The sequence below is a fragment of the Morganella morganii genome (genome assembly GCF_041099235.1).
Lineage (GTDB): Bacteria > Pseudomonadota > Gammaproteobacteria > Enterobacterales > Enterobacteriaceae > Morganella > Morganella morganii_E.
Genome location: NZ_JBFZSO010000013.1, coordinates 1 through 18,536, shown reverse-complemented (window position 1 = coordinate 18,536; position 18,536 = coordinate 1). Strand labels below are relative to the sequence as shown.

The window sequence follows — 18,536 nt, the reverse complement described above, 5'->3', positions numbered from 1 at the left end:
TGATATGACCCGCAAAATTGTTTTAGCTACCGGCAATGCCGGAAAAGTCCGCGAAATGGCCTCACTGCTGGCGGATGCCGGAATGGATGTGGTGGCACAGACGGAACTGGGGGTCGGCTCCGTTGAGGAAACCGGCCTGACCTTTGTTGAAAATGCCATTATCAAAGCGCGTCACGCAGCAAAAGTCACCGGTTTACCGGCTATTGCCGATGACTCCGGGATTTCCGTCGATTACCTCGGCGGTGCGCCGGGGATCTACTCCGCCCGCTATGCCGGAACTGACGGCAACGACGGTGCCAATATCGTAAAACTGCTGGCCGCCCTTGACGGCGTACCGGCGGCGCAGCGTCAGGCACACTTCAACTGTGTGCTGGTGTATATGCGTCATGAAAATGATCCGACTCCGATCATCTGTCATGGCCGCTGGGCCGGTGTGATCGCAGAGCAGGCTCAGGGCGAAGGCGGTTTCGGTTATGATCCGGTCTTCTGGTTACCTGAACTGAATAAAACTGCCGCACAACTGCGCCCGGAAGAAAAACAGGCTATGTCTCACCGCGGCAAAGCACTGGCACTGCTGTCGGAAGCCCTGCGTAATGGGTAAGCTTCCCCCGCTCAGTCTGTATATTCATATTCCGTGGTGTGTTCAGAAGTGCCCTTACTGTGATTTCAACTCTCACGCGCTGAAAGGTGAAGTGCCGCATGATGATTATGTGGCACATCTTCTGGCAGATCTGGATGCCGATCTGCCGCTGGTTGCCGGTCGCGAAATCCGCACTATCTTTATCGGCGGCGGCACGCCCAGCCTGCTGAGTGCGGAAGCGATGCAGACACTGATGGACGGCGTGCGTGCCCGTATTCCTGTCGCAGCAGATGCGGAAGTGACCATGGAAGCCAACCCGGGTACCGTGGAAGCCGATCGTTTCAGCGGCTACCAGAAAGCCGGTATCAACCGCATTTCCATTGGTGTGCAGAGCTTCGGTGATGACAAATTGATCCGCCTCGGGCGTATTCACGATGCCGGAGAAGCCAAACGGGCGGCCCGGCTCGCGGCGACACTCGGACTGCGCAGTTTTAACCTCGATCTGATGCACGGGCTGCCGGAGCAGCATCTCGGCGAAGCACTCAGTGATCTGCGCCAGGCCATTGAACTCGCGCCGCCGCACCTTTCCTGGTATCAGCTGACGATTGAACCGAACACCAGTTTCGGCTCCCGCCCGCCGGTACTGCCGGATGACGATCTTCTGTGGGATATTTTCTCTCAGGGTCATCAGTTACTGACACAGGCCGGTTATGTGCAGTATGAAACCTCCGCGTATGCAAAACCGGGATTTCAGTGTCAGCATAACCTCAACTACTGGCGTTTCGGGGATTACCTCGGGATCGGCTGTGGTGCGCACGGCAAAATTTCGTTTGCTGACGGACGTATTCTGCGGACAGTCAAAACCAAACACCCGCGCGGTTATATGGAAGGGCGCTACCTTGATCAGCAAAATGAGGTGGCAGCGGAAGACCGGCCGTTTGAGTTCTTTATGAACCGGTTCCGCCTGCTGGAAGCGATGCCGCGCCGGGATTTCACCGATTACACCGGACTGCCGGAATCCGTGGTTCGTCCGCAGATTGAAGCGGCACTGAATGCCGGTGAGATTTCCGAAACTGCGACTCACTGGCAGATAACTGAACACGGCAAGTTATTCCTCAATACGTTGCTGGAACGGTTTTTATAAAACAAAAAACCCGGCCGCTTTCACGCCCGGGTGAGATTGCTGACAAAGCAGGATAAAACGTGGTTTTTCCTGCTTTGTGTTATCAGCCGAAAATCAATTTATTGATTTTCCTGGTTTATTTTTACAACCTCTGGCGGTCGTCGCCAACCCCTGCGGGTTTGTCAACGGCCTGACCCGGCCGTTTTCACGTCCGGGTTTTTATTATTTGTATGAATCAGCTGATTACAGCGTGCTTTCCACGGCCTGCACCTGACGATTCAGACTGTCCAGCCCGCCGCCGGAGAGATACCAGAGATCCGGCTGTAACACGATAATTTTGTCATTCTTAAAGGCATTGGTCTTTTTCACGCCATCAGTTTCAAAGGCCGCTTTATCCCACTGCCCTGCACCAATAGCCGCGCTGCGGTCAATCACCAGAATCACATCCGGGTTCAGCTCTGCCACCATTTCCGGTGTCACCAGCGGACGCTTATCTTTCTCTGCTTTCGGGTCAACCGGAATATCAACACCAGCTGCTTTCACCACCTGATAGACAACCGGCTGTTTATTCGGGAATAATTTGCCGTCATTATGCAGCATCACCAGTACTTTTTTACCGGATTTGGCGGCTTTTTCCTGAGCCTGAGCAACGGTTTTATCCAGTGCGGCCAGTTCTTCTGCGGTTTTCTTCTCAATATCATAAAGCTGACCGATCAGAGTAATATTCGCCTCTGCCGCTGCCAGATAATCATCACCGCCGGTACCGAGGTTCACTGTCGGCGCGATTTTGTTCAGCTCATCAAATGATTTACCCTGACGGCCGGTGATCACAATCAGATCCGGTTTCAGTTCCGCGATTTTTGCCAGGTCAGGGGTCTTCATTCCGCCTGCATCCGCAACTTTGCTGTCCACCTGACCTTTCAGGTATGACGGCAGATTACCCAGCGGCAGCGCGACAACATTGTCAGCCAGTCCCAGCTTATTCATGGTGTCGTACACACCAAAGTCAAACAACACCACGCGGGATGGCTTTTGTACCACTTTTGCGGAGCCGGACTGATGTTCGATAGTTAACAGCGGGCTTTTATCCGCCACGGCGGCGATATGATTCGGGGTATATTTCGGCGCGGAGTCAGCCAGCGCGGAAGCGGAGGCAAAGCCTAAAAACGGAATTAACACTAACGGAATGATCTTTTTCATGTTCCTGCCTGATTAAATGCGTTTAACGTCGCAGTTCATTCTAGGCAGAAGCCGAAACATGTCAATCAAATAAGAATCATTATCATAACAATTATTATTTATTTGAACCTAATCGGCTAAAAAAGCAGTTACCGGCACAAAATGTACCGGTAACCTTATATTACTTAAGGGAATTCATCAGCTGAATACGCTGTTGTTCCAGAGTGGTAACTTTTCCGCACACCTGTTTGCTGAACTGTTTAAAGTCATCTTCCTGTTCACGCACGGCCTGCTGTAAGGATTTCTGTAATCCGTCCAGCCCGCTCAGTGCCGCACCGGCGGCGCTTTTGTCACCAGTCAGCCCGGCAAGCAGCTGTTTACGGCCGATCTCATTGATGGCATCCTGAAGCATACCACCGAGGCGCTGCTGAATTTGCGCACGTCCGTCCTGCTCCACCTGCTTAATCGCCTGATGATGGAAAGCATAACCATCCGGACGGGTTTCAATGATCCGGTCAACCTGTTTATTCAGATCCGCTTCCAGGGTTGTCAGATGACCGCGCAGTTTGCTGTCCTGCCCCATCTCTTTGATCAGCACCTTGTCCACCGCCTGACGGGATTTACCGATCCGGTTCACCGCCTGCTGTTTTATCCACGGCACATCCTGACGCACACCTGACTGATAGCGTTTTGCATCCGCACTTTGTGCGGCACTGAGTGTCAGGGATTTACCGTCACGGGTGATCTGCCCGTCAGGGGTGATCTTCATTTCCCCGCTTTTTCCGATCACCTGCACATAGGCCGGTGTGATAACCAAATCATCCTGCGGGGTGACACTGCACTGATACCCTTCCGCCGATGCCAGCGACGCGGCACCCAGACTCAGAACGGCAATCCATTTACGTAACATAAACACTCCTGATTCTCAGACAGCGGACGCTGAACCCGGCGGGTTCAGAAAATAGAGCGCCCGATTTTTGCAGATAACATTTCTAAGGCAGCGCAACCGGCCAAAGAGTTCCCTGAATCATCCAGTTCCGGTGACCAGACCACCACAGAAAACTCGCCCGGCACCACACAGACGATCCCGCCGCCGACCCCGGATTTCCCGGGCATACCTATCCGGTAAGCAAACTCCCCCGAGCCGTCATACATCCCGCAGGTCAGCATCAGGGCATTTATCTGCCGTGACTGCAACGGCGTGATCACCGGCTCGCTGCCGCCCAGTGGCACACCGCCGTTGGCCAGATAAGCAAAACAGGTTGCCAGTTCAGCACAGTTCATTGAGAGTGCGCAATAGTGAAAATAGTTCTCCAGCACAGTCAGTACATTATTCTCAAAATTGCCGAAGGATTTCATCAGGAAGGCGATAGCGGCATTGCGGCTGCCGTGCTCCAGTTCAGAGCGTGCCACCTGCAAATCATAGGTGATATCCTGACTGCCGGTCAGTTTGCGGACAAACTCCAGCATCCGCTGACGCGGCGCACTGAGGCGGGACTGCAGCATATCTGCGATAATAATCGCCCCGGCATTAATAAAGGGATTGCGCGGAATGCCCTTTTCCATCTCCAGCAGCACCAGCGAATTAAACGGCAGACCGGACGGCTCTTTGCCGACCCGGGACCAGATCTCCGATTCCTTATAACGTGTCATCGCGAGTGTCAGACTCAGCACTTTGGAAATGGACTGCACGGAAAAGCGCTGATAAGCATCACCGGCGGAATAAATCTCCCCGTCCACGGTACACACCGCGATCCCCAGCCTGTCAGGTGAGACTTCTGCCAGCGCCGGAATATAATCCGCCACTTTACCGGAGCCAATCAGCGGCCGGACACGGTGTAAGATATCGTCCAGCAGTTCATTACTAAAGTGTGTGGTCAAGGTTGTTACTCCAAAATACAGCACGCCGCAAATCCGGAGGCCGGAGAGAGATAAGGGCACCTTTTCAGGTGCCCTTATTAATAATTAGCGTGGTAAAGAATTTATCTCAGTCCCACCAGATATCGAACAGTTCAGACATCTGAATGTTCTGCATCCCTTTGGCTTTCAGCCAGTCACCCACCAGTTTACGGTGTTCATCGGTACATTCACCGATTTTCTGTAAACAGACCATGGCTTCCCAGCTCAGGTAGCCGCTGGCATCCAGCGCCAGGCCGTTCGGCTCGATCACTTCCTCAACCAGCTGGTCTACGGTGCGGTCGATAGTGTCGACATCAGTGCCTTCCGGGAAATCCCATTTGAAGGAAAAACCGAGTTCGCGGAACTCATCGATACGCATTTTTTTCCGTAAACGACGACTACGTTGTGTTGCCATTATTTCATCCTCTCAAACATCAGATCCCAGACGCCATGGCCTAAGCGATGGCCGCGTTTTTCAAACTTCGTGACCGGCCGGGTATCCGGGCGCGGTACATAATCCTGTGTTGCTGACAGATTGCGGTAACCCGGTGCCTGAGTCATGACCTCAAGCATGTGCTCCGCATACGGCTGCCAGTCTGTTGCCATATGGAAGATACCGCCCTGCGTCAGTTTTGTCCGCACTTTTTCCGCAAACGGCAGCTGAACGATGCGCCGCTTATTGTGACGGGCCTTATGCCACGGATCAGGGAAGAACAGCTGCACCATATGCAGGCTGTTATCCGGGATCATTTTATCCAGCACTTCGATGGCATCATGGCACATCACCCGCAGGTTCGTCACCCCGGCTTCCTGCGCATCCGCCAGACAGGCACCGACACCCGGGGCATGCACTTCAATGCCCAGATAGTTTTTATCCGGATTTTGTTTCGCCATCTCCACCAGAGAGGCACCCATGCCGAAACCGATCTCCAGTGTGACCGGCGCATCGCGCCCGAACAGCGCGGTAAAATCCAGCAGTTCCGGGGTAAAATCCACACCCGCAGACGGCCACAGGTCAGTCAGGGCATCTTCCTGACGTTTGGTCAGCCGTCCCTGACGGCGCACAAAACTGCGGACGCGGCGCAGGGCTCTGCCGTCTTCATTAAATTCCGGCGAAATTACATTGTTGATCATAAGGTTTGCTGTCAGTATCCCGGCAAAAATAAATCATAATGTGTCCTGCACAACGGGCTGCGCTGCGCTGACACACGCAAAGTGCGGCAAGTTTAGCAAGAGACAACCGACTTCGCACCGGTTAATCATCCTCTTTCGCACAATTTCAGGCAAAAGTTGGTTTACAGTCGCAAAACAGTGTGCTGGAATTCCCGTCAATTAAAACTATTCAATTATTATTTTATTCTCATGGAAGCACAGCAATTTTCGCAATCGGTTCTGACGTGGTATCACCGCTACGGCAGAAAAAATCTGCCCTGGCAGCAGGAGAAAACCCCTTACCACGTCTGGCTCTCTGAAGTGATGTTACAGCAGACCCAGGTGGCAACGGTTATCCCTTATTTTAACCGCTTTATTGAACGGTTTCCGGCGGTCACTGATCTCGCCGCCGCACCACTTGATGAAGTGCTGCATTTATGGACCGGGCTCGGCTATTACGCCCGTGCCCGCAATCTGCACAAAGCGGCACAGACTATCGCTTCTGAATTCGGCGGACAGTTCCCGATCACGTTTGAGGATGTGGTTGCCCTGCCCGGTGTCGGGCGCTCAACCGCAGGCGCGATTCTGTCCCTCTCTCAGAATCAGCATTTCCCGATTCTGGATGGTAATGTCAAACGGGTGCTGGCGCGCTGTTATGCCGTCAGCGGCTGGCCGGGTAAAAAAGAGGTGGAAAACCGTCTCTGGGCGATCGCCGAAGATGTGACTCCGGCTGACAGCGTGCAGTATTTTAATCAGGCGATGATGGATCTGGGCGCGATGGTCTGCACACGCAGCAAACCCAAGTGCGATTTGTGTCCGCTGCAGTCCGGCTGCATTGCCTATGCAGAGCACAACCCGGCGGCGTATCCCGGCAAAAAACCAAAACAATCGATTCCGGAAAAAACAGCTTACTTTCTTATCATTCAGCATGATAATGAGATCTGGCTGGAAAAACGGCCGGCGAAAGGAATTTGGGGCGGATTATACAGCTTTCCGCAGTTTGCAACGGAAGATGCTATGCACGACTGGCTGGCACAACGCCGTATCAGCCACTCACCATTACAGCAGCTGATTGCCTTCCGCCACACATTCAGCCATTTTCACCTGGATATTGTGCCCGTTGCCGCAAACGTCACCGATCGCACAGCAGTCCATGACGACAGCGACGGGATTTGGTATAACAGCCAAAATCCGCCGGCGATCGGCCTGGCCGCCCCGGTGGAAACCTTGCTTAAGCAGATCGGGTAAAGAACCCTATTTTTGAGGATGTTACATGAGCAGAACAATTTTTTGCACTTTTCTTCAGCGTGAGGCTGACGGCCAGGATTTTCAGCTCTATCCGGGCGAATTAGGCAAACGTATTTTTAATGAGATTTCCAAAGAAGCCTGGCAGCAGTGGATGTCCAAACAGACCATGCTGATCAACGAGAAAAAACTCAGCACCATGAACCCGGATGATCGCAAACTGCTGGAACAGGAAATGGTCAAATTCCTGTTTGAAGGCCACGATATCCACATTGAAGGCTATACACCGCCTGAAAAATAACCCTGTCATCAGAGCCTTTTCCCGGCTCTGATGTTGTATCTGAACCCGGATCGCACCGTATTTATACCCATGAAAAAACTTGCTGCACTGATCATTATTGCGCCGCTGCTGGCGTCCTGTACCGGTTCACAAAAACAGACGGAGTTCCGTCCTGAATATGTTAAGGATACCAACGGATTTGATATTCTGATGGGCCAGTTTGCCCATAACATTGAAAATATCTGGGGTATAAAAGAAGTTCTGATCGCCGGTCCGAAAGATTATGTCAAATATACCGATCAGTACTACACCCGCTCCCATATCAACTTTGATGCCGGTACTGTCACCATTGAGACCCTGGCGGGTGTTGAGCCGGAAGCGCATCTGCGTCAGGCGATTATCAATACTCTGCTGATGGGCGAGGATCCGGGCTCGGTTGACCTCTATTCTGATGCCAACGATGTTACCATCAGTAAAGAGCCGTTCCTGTTCGGCCAGGTGCTGGATCATACCGGACAGCCGATCCGCTGGGAGTGGCGCGCCACCAAATTCGCGGATTATCTGGTGACCAATCGCTTACAGCGCCGCCAGTCCGGCTCACAGATGATCACCTATATCACCCTGAAACTGGTGCCGAACCATCTGGATCAGCGTGCTCACAAATACCTGCCGCTGGTTCGTCAGGCATCTGCCAAATACGGCGTGGAAGAATCGCTGATCCTTGCCATTATGCAGACAGAGTCCAGCTTTAACCCGTATGCGGTCAGCCGCTCTGATGCGCTGGGGCTGATGCAGATTATGCCGAACACCGCCGGACGTGATGTGTTTAAATCACAGGGCCGCTCCGGTGTGCCAAGCCGCAGCTATCTGTTTGACCCGGCCAGCAATATCGACACCGGTACAGCATATCTGGCGATTCTGCAGAATACCTACCTCGGTGAGATCAGCAACCCGACATCACGGCGCTATGCGGTTATCACCGCCTACAACGGCGGCGCAGGCAGTGTACTGCGTGTCTTCCACAGTGATAAAAAGCAGGCCGCCCGCATTATCAGCGGTATGGAGCCGGGTAAAGTGTATGAAACCCTGACGACGAAACACCCGTCCGGAGAATCCCGCAATTATCTGCGCAAAGTAAATGACCTGCAAAAAGGCTACCGCCGTTAAACTTACCGGCGGGCAGCATCCGCAGTTGTCCGCCGGCAATTTTACGTGTTATGCCGTAAAAACAGACGTTACTGATTAAAACTTCAGTAAATTGCAGAAAAAACCGGCACTTGATTAAATTTGAAGGAAATAAGATTGACGCCCCGAACGGAATCGGGTTTAATACGCCTCGTTGCCCGGATAGCTCAGTCGGTAGAGCAGGGGATTGAAAATCCCCGTGTCCTTGGTTCGATTCCGAGTCCGGGCACCACTAATTCAGAACCCGCTTGTCAGTTAAACATGATGTTATTCTGACAGGTTAGGAAAAGAGCACAAAGTAAAACATAACGTAACATTGTTACCCGTGTTTGAAAAAGCTCTCAAAGAAACAGACTTGTTCGCGCAAGTCTGTTTTTTTTATGCGTGCGATCTTTACAGATCTTCTCCGTCAAAGTCAAACTCAGTCAGTAAATTCCCCCTTTGAGCACTACATCAGCTCGGTTTCCAGTATGTTACGCAGGCCGTCAACATTTTCATCAATGTATTCCATCGTCGATGCCAGGCTGACATGGCCGAGCAGACGCTTTACCACGTACAGATTGCGCTCCGGCGATTTCATCATATGTGTCGCGACGGTATGGCGAAAACGGTGTGGTGTGACGGTGAATTTACACTCACGGGACAGGCGCCGGAAGAATGAACGTAACGGCGCCTCATCCATCAGTTCCGGATACTTACGTTTATGGCCGGGGTGAAACCAGCCCACATTAAACAACTGGTGCTTCGGTTCCATTCCCGCTTTCTCTGCCTGCACCATCAGATACTCCAGCGACGGATACAGTGCATCAACAATCGGTATCTGGCTGTCATTATGATTCTTGGAACCTTCAGAACACAGATTAATCAGACGTTCCTCCAGATTGACATCACACCAGCGGATATAGAGCAATTGCCCCAACCGCATTGCGGTATAACGCAACACGTTCATGACCGTGCTCCAGAACTAGGCAGGAAGCATGGCATTCGGACGACGGCTGTGAAGTAACGAATTACCGTGAACCCTTTCCAGATCCAGATACAGCTCAATCCGCCGGTATAGCGCCTCCATCTGGTTTTTCGTCAGAATTTTTTTCCTCTTTTTACCAACCCGGACTTGTGTGTAATAAAACGGGTTTTCATCGTGAGGTAAAAATCCTTTTGCGATACCGAAATTAAACAAAGCCCGCATATGAGCCACTTTGTTATTCCAGGTTCGCGGAGCCCGCTTCTGCTCCTGCAAAACAAGATGACGCCAGCCCAACACGACATGGTGATCCACATCTGCAGGTGAAACAGCCGAAAAATTCCCGAATGTACGGACAACTTTCAGGTAACTTTTTTCTGATCGGGGACGCAGCGATTTACTGTAAAAATACTGATCAGTCAGGTACTTAAAGGTAACATCATCCATAAAGCACTCATATGTAAACGTAATTCATGTATCCGGTGCCGCGTGTTATCGCTTATAACACCATGAAATACCATAAAATTTCGACCATCCACGATTGTGATAATCTTTTTTTTCCTCCCTGTTGTGCATCATGCCGTCCTTTCATCAAGAAACCGGGTTCCTTCTGCTGTCCGTAACCAGCGCGGTGACTGTAAATCTGTCTTAAAATAATCCAGTAATTCATACAGCAGCCAGCTCAGGTTCATCGCCGTCTGGGAACCAAATCCCTGCCCTGCCAGAACCTGCGTCAGCGCCAGACAATAGTTGCAGAGTTCAGTGCTGTCGGGATTAAAACGGGGAGGAGAAGAGACAGGGGGTATATCGGTGGTCAGACATTCAACAAGATGGGGAGCGATGGGATCAGAGAGCCTGGATTTCAGCAGAGAGAGACCGGTGCTTATCCTGCCGCACAATGCCAGCTTCTGCACCGGGTCAGCCGACTCAATCAAAACTTCAGCAAACAGGGCGCAATGGTCAGCCAGGACAGTAAAATCAGTATCAGCGGTGAAGGAAACAGAAACTAACGGATGATCGGGGTTAAGGGTCGTCGCCATAAGGCATCCTCTAACAGATGGTGTTCTATATTCACCACCGAAGAGGCTAATCTTACTGGTGGTGAACCGGACGAGGTTAGCCTTACCGGTCTGTTAGACACCGGCGCGTCTTTCGACGCCCCCGCCCGGCCCACCATTGAAGTGTAACCGGTCATACGACCTAAATCGTATATCTAACAGACTGACCCGGGAGGCTAATCCCGTCTCCTGATTTTGCAGGAGCGGAGGAAAGATACCGTGATTAGTAAGTCGCTTCAAGCGCTCTTTGCCACGAATAGCTGCCATGCCCGATTTTACAGGCATTTACCGGTTTTCATCTGTTACGGGGATTTATAGTCGGTGAGAATCTATAACGATATCATTATATAACAGCAAGCAGGGGATTATCCCCGTCATTAATTCCGCCGCTGAACACCTTCCCGGCGGGGACCAGATAACCGCTCAGTTTCCGGTAAGGCCCTTCCCTGTCTTCCGTCTGATATAAATGACAGGTAACCATTTTTCGCTGTTACGCCGGTGATACCGGAGCCGCTCAAACGCTTTCTGAATCGCGTCTTTTTCCTGCGGCTCGCCGCCGGTTGTAGTCAGGTATTGCCGGAAGATCCACGGCGAAGGCAGAAAGAGATAACCGCCGGTCAGATGCACGCAGTTCTCCGCCTGATTGACCGCAATTTCCCCGTGCTGACATCCTGTCACCAGCCACTGCCAGAACTGACTTCCGGGACTGTCAGGAAGTTCTTCCGGTACTTCACTCATATTGTGGCTGACCATATCATTAACAGGTTTTGCTTTCTCCGCTGTCATCCCTGTTGTCAGTTGTACCGCCTCAGAAATAATATGATGAACCACACCCGTCTGTTCCCGGAAGCCGCTCAGATACAATGATAAGGCACGAAACGCGTCCGGATAGTTACTCAGCCACTGAATCGCCTCGGCTGGGATTAGCCGCCACGCCAGCATAGCCCCGGCACTCTGCCGCGCATCATCCGGCGCTGCGGGAAGAAACCGGAACCGGTAAGGCGCAGGAGGTGCATTATCCAGCGGAAACCAGCGTTTTCCGTTCACCAGCTCAACATCTACATCACAGAGATAACCCAGCGGCGATAACATGGCCGCATACACCATCACTGCATGCCAGGCAGTACTTTGTGCGGCCTGCTCTTCCGGCGGAGCACCGGGCGGCAACATATGCCCCTTTGCCAGCCGCACCGCGTATGACAGGCTTTCCAGCATGTAATCCGCCATTCCCCCTGAACGGGCGTGTGTACCCTCCGCTGTCAGCGGAAACTGCTGCATCAGGGTCAGACAGCGCATCAGCGGCCGCTGATAATAATGCCGAAACTGAGCTTTCGGCAGTGGTGAGGAATCACGGAGGAAGGCGAGCCAGCACTGACGCTGCGGTGTTGCCAGCAACACGTCCGCACTTAGGGGAGAGTAATATCCGGCCGGGATTTTTGGTGTTTTTTCCGGGATTGACCGGATTTGAAAGAAGGATTTCAGATTCAGCATCAGGATTTCCGGACATAAAAAAGAGCTACCGGAACAACCGGTAACTCCTGAGTGTGATGATATCAGCGACAGGTTTCTGTCTCTGAGGTCAGATATTCAAAGGCTTCCCGAGCATAACGTGCAGCCCGGAATATCGCCCGTTTGTCCTCCTTCAGGATCGTCAGCCAGGACGCGATATTACCCAACGTCATTCGAAATGCAGGCAGGCGGCAAGGGAAGACAGACGGGGAGCATACAATCAGTATGTGACCCGGCTGGCTGAGCGCGGCCAACGAACCTGCAATTTGAATGAATAAGGGTATAGCTTTCATGTTGCAGATCCCCCTGTATTCCCAGGTCTGCACACAGGAATGCTGCCCCCATCTCCGCAACCAGTTCCTCGAATCCGTATACCGGATCATGTTTATCTGCCGGACAATACACAATTCCGTCCCGGGCCAGACGCGATACATGGCCGGTGGAATGCACCAGTTCATGCAGCAGCGTGCTGTAATAGTCCGCAGGGCTCCGGAACTGTACAGCCTGCGGCATAATGATGTGATCAGCAACCGGATGATAACAGGCACGTCCGCCGTTGTTGTGTCTCACCGGAACGCCGCCATTAGCGACAATTTTATCCGCTCCGGCGATACGTTCAGCTTCCGGCAGCACCGGCTGTTCCGGACACAGCTTATCAGGCAGATTTTCACACTGACCGATATTAAACAGATGAAAACTGTCCATCATCCGGTAATTCCTCATGACAAGGTCGCCGTTTTCATCCGTCGTCATCCGGCCGTGCTCATCCTCCTCCGCTTTCTGAAACGGTTTGAACAGGACCACAGTCGTGGATTTCTCCCCTCTGCGCACATTTCCCCCCGCTTCCCGCGCCTGACGGAAAGTCAGCCAGCGGTTGCGTTCATACCCTTTATTCATCGCATCCGACCACAACAGCATCACATTGATACCGCCGTAACGCCTGCCGGTTACTGCATTGGCGGGTAACCCTTCATTTCCGCTCTGCCACGCCTGACGCCACGGCGGTGTGCCGGACTCCAGTGCAGCAATCATTTTGTCAGTCACCTCCCGGAATAAGTCAGCTTTTACAACGGGTTTACGGTTAGTTTTCTGTTTCATAAGACATCCCTGTCAGTCAACACGGGGATGTCTCCCGGCAGGGAAAAATCCCCGCGCGGGTTAATAAAAGACTGTTGTCAGTGACAACGAATAATCCACCCGATACTAATTTTTTATTACTGACAACGGGAGCAGAAACTCTTTTCAGCTTTCTGAAGATTTCGTGTAAACGCGCATTACATAACGCCCGCGCCCGTCACCGTGCCCGAGATCCATCGACACCATCGCGCTGACTTCCTTTTCACTCATGCCGTTGCGGGTATGAAACTCCATTGCATCAACCGCCCACGCATACCGCAGGCTATGCGGTGCAGATTTGCCGGTCAGCCCGGCTTTGCGGGCGACATTGCGGTAACGATCAATGGCGGATTTCAACTCCGGCCGGTCAACCAGGCGACCGTTCTGTGCTGCTGCCACCGTCAGAGCATGATTGACCGCGTGCAGCATTTTGTCCCGGTCGATCACCGTTGTATCACGTGGCCGTCCGCCCTTTGTGCCGAACACCACACGCACCCTAGCCTCTCCGCGCAGTAATGCCTGTTGCCAGGTTTTCAGCGACTTCACAGACTGTACCGCCTCTTCCGTCCGCAGCCCGAAACAACGGGCAAGCTGCAACGCTGCCGCCACACCGGCATCCTGTTTTTCCGCACCGGAAACCGCCGCGAGATAACGCTCCGCACTGATCGCCACCTTCGTGCCGTCACGGCTAGCCCCTGACAACCCGAGCGCTTTATTACACAGTTTCTCATGCTGTGGATCAGCCAGCTTACCGCGACCGGCCGTGGTCAGAATATTTCTCACTGCCGCCATCTCATTTTGCAGTGAGCGTCTTGAAATCCCTTCCGCCTGACGGCTCCGGATATATTTTTCAATATGATGCGTTTTGATGTGTTTCACATCACGGATCTGGATATTCAGTGCAGCCATCTTCGCCGCAAAGCGGGCGGCCAGTTTTGAGCGATCCGCTACGGTTTTAAAACTGCCGCCGCCCTGCCGGGCGAGGGTAGTGAGCTGTTTGGTGAGTTTTGACATAGTGGTATCCCTAAACATGAGCCTGTTTGTGAAACCGGTGTGCTCAGGGATTTTCAGAAAGATATCAGCTAAAAGGGAGGATAAAGTAATTTTTGGGGGCAAAAAATTACTGGGTTTTTAATCTACGATCTAACCCGGCACTCATCTCGTGTGAAAACATCAGAGCAAAGAGTGGATATGAAAACCAGTATTATCAACGACTCGGAAGTGTCTAGATTATCCGTGGCGACTCAGCTCGGCATTCAGTGCAGTTTCGACGGTGAGCTTTTTGAGCATCATAGAAAGCTGATTGAGGTCACCTTTCGTTTTCAGGCCTTTGGCCAGTTCAGCCGCAAGGGCTTTGAGTTTCTTTTCGCCCATAATTTGCCTGTCTCCGTTGTTTGAGTGAACATATCAAAAACAGGCAATTACACAATTTAAATTACAGTCTCATTCATTTAGATCAAATCTTCACCATTGAGAAGGACTATTACATTATTTTTACCTAATTCATTCTTTAGCAAATTAGCTATATCGTCTATAGATATAGAAAACGACTTATCATTTACCGATATATATAAATAAGATTTTGGTATTAAACCAAATTCATTAGATATCTCTATGTCTATAGAGTCCGGAAGAGCTGCCTTGGATAAATAATACTTCACCGGGAAAATACTTGGGTATTTTACGGTAAAAAAATCCAATTTTTCCTGTAAATCCTTAGCATTATAGCTTGTAAAACAAGTGATTCCTATCGACATAATTTTTCATTTCATCCTTATAACATTACCAGATTTATCAACGATGATAACTTTATCCAGTCCCATTACCGGCCATTTAGTTAATTGCTGCTGTAGTTCAGGAACAGAGACTTTTTTATCCGACATGTTAATCACTACATTGGTTGTTTGTCCGCTTGTCACTTTACGCTTTATTTCACTATGTATATTCCGAACACTTCCTGACTTAGGTGCATAGTTACTGGTGCTGCGAAAAAAGTTCAGCGATTATTACGGGGAAACCGACGGGGACGACTGACACCGGCCTCCGAACGTGCATTATTTATCCGTTGGATTAATGAGGCGGTGAGTACCGGATCCCGGCTGGCGGTTGCCTGATGGGAAGTGGAGCTGAGCCTGCGTACCTGGCGGCGCTGGCAGCAGTTCCCCCGCGACAGACGGCCGGAGGCCGTACGTCCTGTCCCGGCGAACAAGCTGAGTCCGGAGGAAGAAAGGCAGATAATCTCGGTCTGCCATCAGCCGGAATACGCGAGCCTGCCACCGTCTCAAATCTGACGTTGCGTAATCAACTGAAGCGGCTGAACCGTAAGACACTGGGATATTCAAAATCGCCGGAAATGCATGACAGGATCATCGGCACGTTCATTGAACGTGAGTATTACGCCTGATGTGCAATCAACGCATTGAATGCATGACCCCTTCCCGTTACAACTTTTTATTTTTCTTATAACTAAGACACCACGTACCTACCCCAATAACGGGGCCAGTAATTAAACCTGCCTTAAATGCCTTTACAAAATAATCAAGTGAATAAAAAAAACATCTATCATAAAAAAACCAAACAATAGATTTACCAATAAAAAAAGATAAGGATATTATGAAAAAAACGGCCACTCCACTTAACATACTTATCGTTAAAATATATAACACATTTTTATTTATTACTTTTTTCATTGGTAGCCTTAATTTCTTCTTGAACGATGGCATTAAATGTTTCTGTAACAGCTGATGCTCCTGCGTTTCCTAAAGTGCCTGGCAATGAAGCAGAGCCCATATCTTTGGATAACCCCAATTGCCCCTGAATAGCACCACCTTGTATCCGAGGGTTATACTTAGGATCAAAACCATTAGATCTCCAGTAACCAAACCTGTTTAAACCATATTTTATGCTACTACCTAATCCATACCCTAATCCGGAACCAAGTCCGGCAATCCCAGCTCCCATTAATGGGTCTTTCCCTGCAACATAAGCGGAACCTGCACCCATCGAGGCATTGATAACAACAGTTCCCCAAAAACCAGTGTTTCCGGTTAGAGCACCGGTCCAGTATGCAAATATAACATCATTTAAATCAACCGATTTTGTAAATGCATATTGAATACCTGTATTCGCCGTTGCACCAATAAGACTCGTTGTTGCCGCAGTTTCAGGTAATAAAGGCCAGGCAATTATACTGAATTCCATTGCTGTCATGGTTTGGCATGATATCGGATTAGAACCATTACAGGCTTTTTCTATTTCCGCTTTTTTACTTGCTTCCCAATTTTCAATTGTGTGTTTTTTCCGCGCTTCTGCCGCAGCCATTACACGAGGACTCATTGCATTATTCTCAACCACAATTTTCCCGGCCTGTGCCGAATTAGCTGCACTCTGCGTATCACCGCCCACCAGACCACCGGCGAGGCCGGAGGCCAGGGTGGCCCAGGCGCTGATATTTGATTTTTCCTGTTCGGTCAGTTCATGCGCTTTTTTATTGTAGATAGATTCGGCCAGTATACCGATAGCTTCACCGGTCATGGCACCGGTGGTCTGTGCGGCGGTGTTTTCACCTTTGGCCAGTGCCAGCGCTGCGTTGGCGATACCGTGGGCCACTACCCGGGCCAGTTGTGAATCTGTGCCCTCTCCCGGGATCAGATTTTTGATTTCACTGGCAATAAGCGGGGCTGCGCCGTTGGCCAGTGCCGCATTCAGGTCACCGTTCATCAGACCCTGTACCGCTGCGGTGGCGGCCTGCATGGCGCGGGTGTACTTGCCGCCGGTGCCGAAGCCCGATTCCGCTAAGTTTTTCTCAACCTCTTTGTTAAATAACAGTGCACTGATCGCTTCATCGTCCGTTTCTTTACCGTCTGCCGTCAGTGCCGCTCTGGCGTTATCGATATCATCCTTACTGTACTTTCTGATATCAAAGCTTTCCTTCGCTTTTTCCGTGGCGTTGATTTTTGCCTCCGTCCGGGCAATATCTATCACCTGAACACCAATTTCACCGAGCAGTTGCTGCTCTTTCACCCGGTTCTGCTCTTTCTCTTTATCAAATATCTGATTAAGTGCAGAGTGGGCGTTGTCCGTGTCACGGCTCAGGTCTGCCACGTCCTGTTTCTGGTTTTCAGTATCACGGATAATCCATTTACCGTCCGAGACCGCCGCATGAGTGGTGTTGCTGCTGCTCTCTTTTTTGTTATCCGCCACGGCCAGGGCATTGCCCAGGTTGGAAATCACCTGAGCACCGAGGTCACCGCCGGTGCCCAGGCCGCCGCCCTGATGCTCCACCTGATATTCCGCTTTGTTTTCCAGATTGTTAAAGCCCAGCGTACCGGTATCGAGGGTGTTTTTGTCTTTATCTACCGCGGAGGCTAACCGCAACGGATTGTCCGGTCAGGCTGATGTCTTTTTTCGCGACCACATTGTGAACATATCACCTCTGTTCAGGTGGCCAAATTTATTAAACTACTACTGTATACCGATCAGAAACCAGCGATTGGCCATGACACGGTTTATTATCGTGTTCGGTGATCGCCCGAGTGACCACCTTTAATACGGTGGCAATTACACAGAATTATTCGCAGGATCTGGATCTTGCTTATATTAAATCTTCACCATTATGCAGAACGATCACATTATCTTTTCCTAATTGATCTTTCACTAAACTAGCGATTTTATTTGTACATATTTCAAGCAATTTATTAGATGCTCTAATGTAAAAATAAGACTTAGGATCTAGGCCAAATTCGTTTGAAATTTCTTTATCAAACCGCTCCAGATCTCTGGCTTTATATAAAATATAGTGTTTTGGAAAGATTTCAGGGTAATTAGCCAGAAAAATATCCAGTTTTTTCTGTAATTCATCGACAGATAATGTCGTATAGCATCTCAAATCTATGGACATGTTTCCTCACTTAACTCTGATTGCATTGCCAGTTTTATCAATGATAATGACCTTATCTAATCCCATTATTGGCCATTTTGTAAACTGCTGCTGAAGTTCAGGAACTGATACTTTAGTATCAGACATATTAATAACAACATTATTAGTCTGCCCTTCATTTATCTTACCTTTTACTTCTGTCCAGATATTCCGAACACTTCCTGACTTAGGTGCATAGTTATCAAAAATCTCCCCGTTAATTCGATAGTCTGGGGCTTTGTTTCCTGAAATGTAGTGGTTTAATAAATTTGGCCACCTGAACAGAGGTGATATGCTCACCTCAGAACAACACAGGTGCCTTAATGAA

The 18,536-nt window shown here is 50.5% G+C and carries 18 protein-coding genes, 1 tRNA gene and 5 pseudogenes; 7 read left to right on the top strand and 17 right to left on the bottom strand.

Annotated elements, in window-relative coordinates:
- Nucleotides 1-4 precede the first annotated feature (4 nt).
- Both rdgB and hemW read left to right on the top strand, forming a co-directional pair.
- Nucleotides 5-601, top strand: a complete 597-nt coding sequence (gene rdgB, locus AB7038_RS16435; RefSeq protein ID WP_004238785.1) for an RdgB/HAM1 family non-canonical purine NTP pyrophosphatase — start codon at nt 5-7, stop codon at nt 599-601.
- A complete protein-coding gene (hemW, locus tag AB7038_RS16430; protein ID WP_368890170.1) occupies nt 594-1,724 on the top strand; it encodes a radical SAM family heme chaperone HemW in 1,131 nt (376 codons plus the stop codon). Before rdgB ends, hemW begins: the two co-directional genes overlap by 8 nt.
- A 222-nt stretch (nt 1,725-1,946) precedes the next feature.
- On the opposite strand, the gene AB7038_RS16425 is transcribed toward hemW, so the two are convergent.
- The 5 genes from AB7038_RS16425 to trmB form a co-directional block, all read right to left on the bottom strand.
- Nucleotides 1,947-2,903 carry a siderophore ABC transporter substrate-binding protein gene (locus AB7038_RS16425; RefSeq protein WP_369453664.1) on the bottom strand — a complete coding sequence of 319 codons (957 nt, stop codon included), beginning with the start codon at nt 2,901-2,903 and terminating at the stop codon, nt 1,947-1,949.
- 160 nt (nt 2,904-3,063) lie between these two features.
- Nucleotides 3,064-3,792, bottom strand: coding sequence for a DUF2884 family protein (locus AB7038_RS16420; RefSeq protein ID WP_072871879.1), 729 nt, complete (start codon nt 3,790-3,792; stop codon nt 3,064-3,066).
- A gap of 44 nt (nt 3,793-3,836) precedes the next feature.
- Nucleotides 3,837-4,763 carry a glutaminase B gene (gene glsB, locus AB7038_RS16415; RefSeq protein WP_072871880.1) on the bottom strand — a complete coding sequence of 309 codons (927 nt, stop codon included), beginning with the start codon at nt 4,761-4,763 and terminating at the stop codon, nt 3,837-3,839.
- A gap of 106 nt (nt 4,764-4,869) precedes the next feature.
- Nucleotides 4,870-5,196 (bottom strand): YggL family protein, encoded by a 327-nt coding sequence (locus AB7038_RS16410; RefSeq protein WP_015422519.1) that lies wholly within the window; start codon nt 5,194-5,196, stop codon nt 4,870-4,872.
- Nucleotides 5,196-5,915, bottom strand: a complete 720-nt coding sequence (trmB, locus tag AB7038_RS16405) for a tRNA (guanosine(46)-N7)-methyltransferase TrmB (RefSeq protein WP_024472669.1) — start codon at nt 5,913-5,915, stop codon at nt 5,196-5,198. The genes AB7038_RS16410 and trmB overlap by 1 nt, the downstream gene beginning before the upstream one ends.
- Before the next feature lie 228 nt (nt 5,916-6,143).
- Between trmB and mutY the strand changes: the two genes are divergently transcribed.
- The 4 genes from mutY to AB7038_RS16385 all read left to right on the top strand — a co-directional run bounded on the left by mutY (nt 6,144) and on the right by AB7038_RS16385 (nt 8,875).
- Nucleotides 6,144-7,181 (top strand): A/G-specific adenine glycosylase, encoded by a 1,038-nt coding sequence (gene mutY / locus AB7038_RS16400; RefSeq protein ID WP_368890172.1) that lies wholly within the window; start codon nt 6,144-6,146, stop codon nt 7,179-7,181.
- A gap of 25 nt (nt 7,182-7,206) precedes the next feature.
- The gene (locus tag AB7038_RS16395; RefSeq protein WP_004237812.1) at nt 7,207-7,479 is read left to right on the top strand and encodes an oxidative damage protection protein; all 273 of its coding nucleotides are present in this window, start codon (nt 7,207-7,209) and stop codon (nt 7,477-7,479) included.
- Nucleotides 7,480-7,548: 69 nt separating this feature from the next.
- Nucleotides 7,549-8,625: a membrane-bound lytic murein transglycosylase MltC gene (gene mltC, locus AB7038_RS16390; protein WP_368890173.1), complete on the top strand. Its 1,077-nt coding sequence runs from the start codon at nt 7,549-7,551 to the stop codon at nt 8,623-8,625.
- A 174-nt stretch (nt 8,626-8,799) separates the two neighbouring features.
- A tRNA-Phe gene (locus AB7038_RS16385) sits at nt 8,800-8,875 on the top strand.
- 216 nt (nt 8,876-9,091) lie between these two features.
- Here the strand turns inward: AB7038_RS16385 and AB7038_RS16380 are convergent.
- The 9 genes and pseudogenes from AB7038_RS16380 to AB7038_RS16345 all read right to left on the bottom strand — a co-directional run bounded on the left by AB7038_RS16380 (nt 9,092) and on the right by AB7038_RS16345 (nt 15,290).
- Nucleotides 9,092-10,054: pseudogene (locus AB7038_RS16380) on the bottom strand (tyrosine-type recombinase/integrase).
- Between the two features lie 128 nt (nt 10,055-10,182).
- Nucleotides 10,183-10,647, bottom strand: a complete 465-nt coding sequence (locus AB7038_RS16375) for a hypothetical protein (RefSeq protein ID WP_369453663.1) — start codon at nt 10,645-10,647, stop codon at nt 10,183-10,185.
- A 441-nt stretch (nt 10,648-11,088) separates the two neighbouring features.
- Complete coding sequence (locus AB7038_RS16370) at nt 11,089-12,156, bottom strand: TraI domain-containing protein (RefSeq protein WP_369453662.1); 1,068 nt, start codon at nt 12,154-12,156, stop codon at nt 11,089-11,091.
- Between the two features lie 62 nt (nt 12,157-12,218).
- Nucleotides 12,219-12,332 (bottom strand): annotated as a pseudogene (locus AB7038_RS18190) (DNA primase); the annotation flags it as partial.
- Between the two features lies 1 nt (nt 12,333).
- Nucleotides 12,334-13,272 carry an ArdC family protein gene (locus AB7038_RS16365; protein WP_369453661.1) on the bottom strand — a complete coding sequence of 313 codons (939 nt, stop codon included), beginning with the start codon at nt 13,270-13,272 and terminating at the stop codon, nt 12,334-12,336.
- Between the two features lie 144 nt (nt 13,273-13,416).
- On the bottom strand, nt 13,417-14,304 hold the full coding sequence (locus AB7038_RS16360; protein WP_369453660.1) for an integrase domain-containing protein: 888 nt from the start codon (nt 14,302-14,304) through the stop codon (nt 13,417-13,419).
- A gap of 222 nt (nt 14,305-14,526) precedes the next feature.
- A pseudogene (locus AB7038_RS16355) lies at nt 14,527-14,664 on the bottom strand (IS256 family transposase); the annotation flags it as partial.
- A gap of 77 nt (nt 14,665-14,741) precedes the next feature.
- Nucleotides 14,742-15,047, bottom strand: a complete 306-nt coding sequence (locus AB7038_RS16350; RefSeq protein WP_369453659.1) for a hypothetical protein — start codon at nt 15,045-15,047, stop codon at nt 14,742-14,744.
- A 6-nt stretch (nt 15,048-15,053) separates the two neighbouring features.
- Entirely contained in the window at nt 15,054-15,290 is a 237-nt protein-coding gene (locus AB7038_RS16345; protein ID WP_369453673.1) for a hypothetical protein, read from the bottom strand.
- Nucleotides 15,291-15,574: 284 nt separating this feature from the next.
- Here AB7038_RS16345 and AB7038_RS16340 point away from each other — a divergent pair.
- A pseudogene (locus AB7038_RS16340) lies at nt 15,575-15,694 on the top strand (IS1 family transposase); the annotation flags it as partial.
- A 266-nt stretch (nt 15,695-15,960) separates the two neighbouring features.
- On the opposite strand, the gene AB7038_RS16335 reads toward AB7038_RS16340, so the two are convergent.
- From AB7038_RS16335 to AB7038_RS16325, 3 genes and pseudogenes are all read right to left on the bottom strand, one after another.
- A complete protein-coding gene (locus AB7038_RS16335; protein WP_369453658.1) occupies nt 15,961-17,667 on the bottom strand; it encodes a VENN motif pre-toxin domain-containing protein in 1,707 nt (568 codons plus the stop codon).
- A 217-nt stretch (nt 17,668-17,884) separates the two neighbouring features.
- The gene (locus tag AB7038_RS16330; protein ID WP_369453657.1) at nt 17,885-18,190 is read right to left on the bottom strand and encodes a hypothetical protein; all 306 of its coding nucleotides are present in this window, start codon (nt 18,188-18,190) and stop codon (nt 17,885-17,887) included.
- Between the two features lie 6 nt (nt 18,191-18,196).
- Nucleotides 18,197-18,536 (bottom strand): annotated as a pseudogene (locus AB7038_RS16325) (hypothetical protein); the annotation flags it as partial.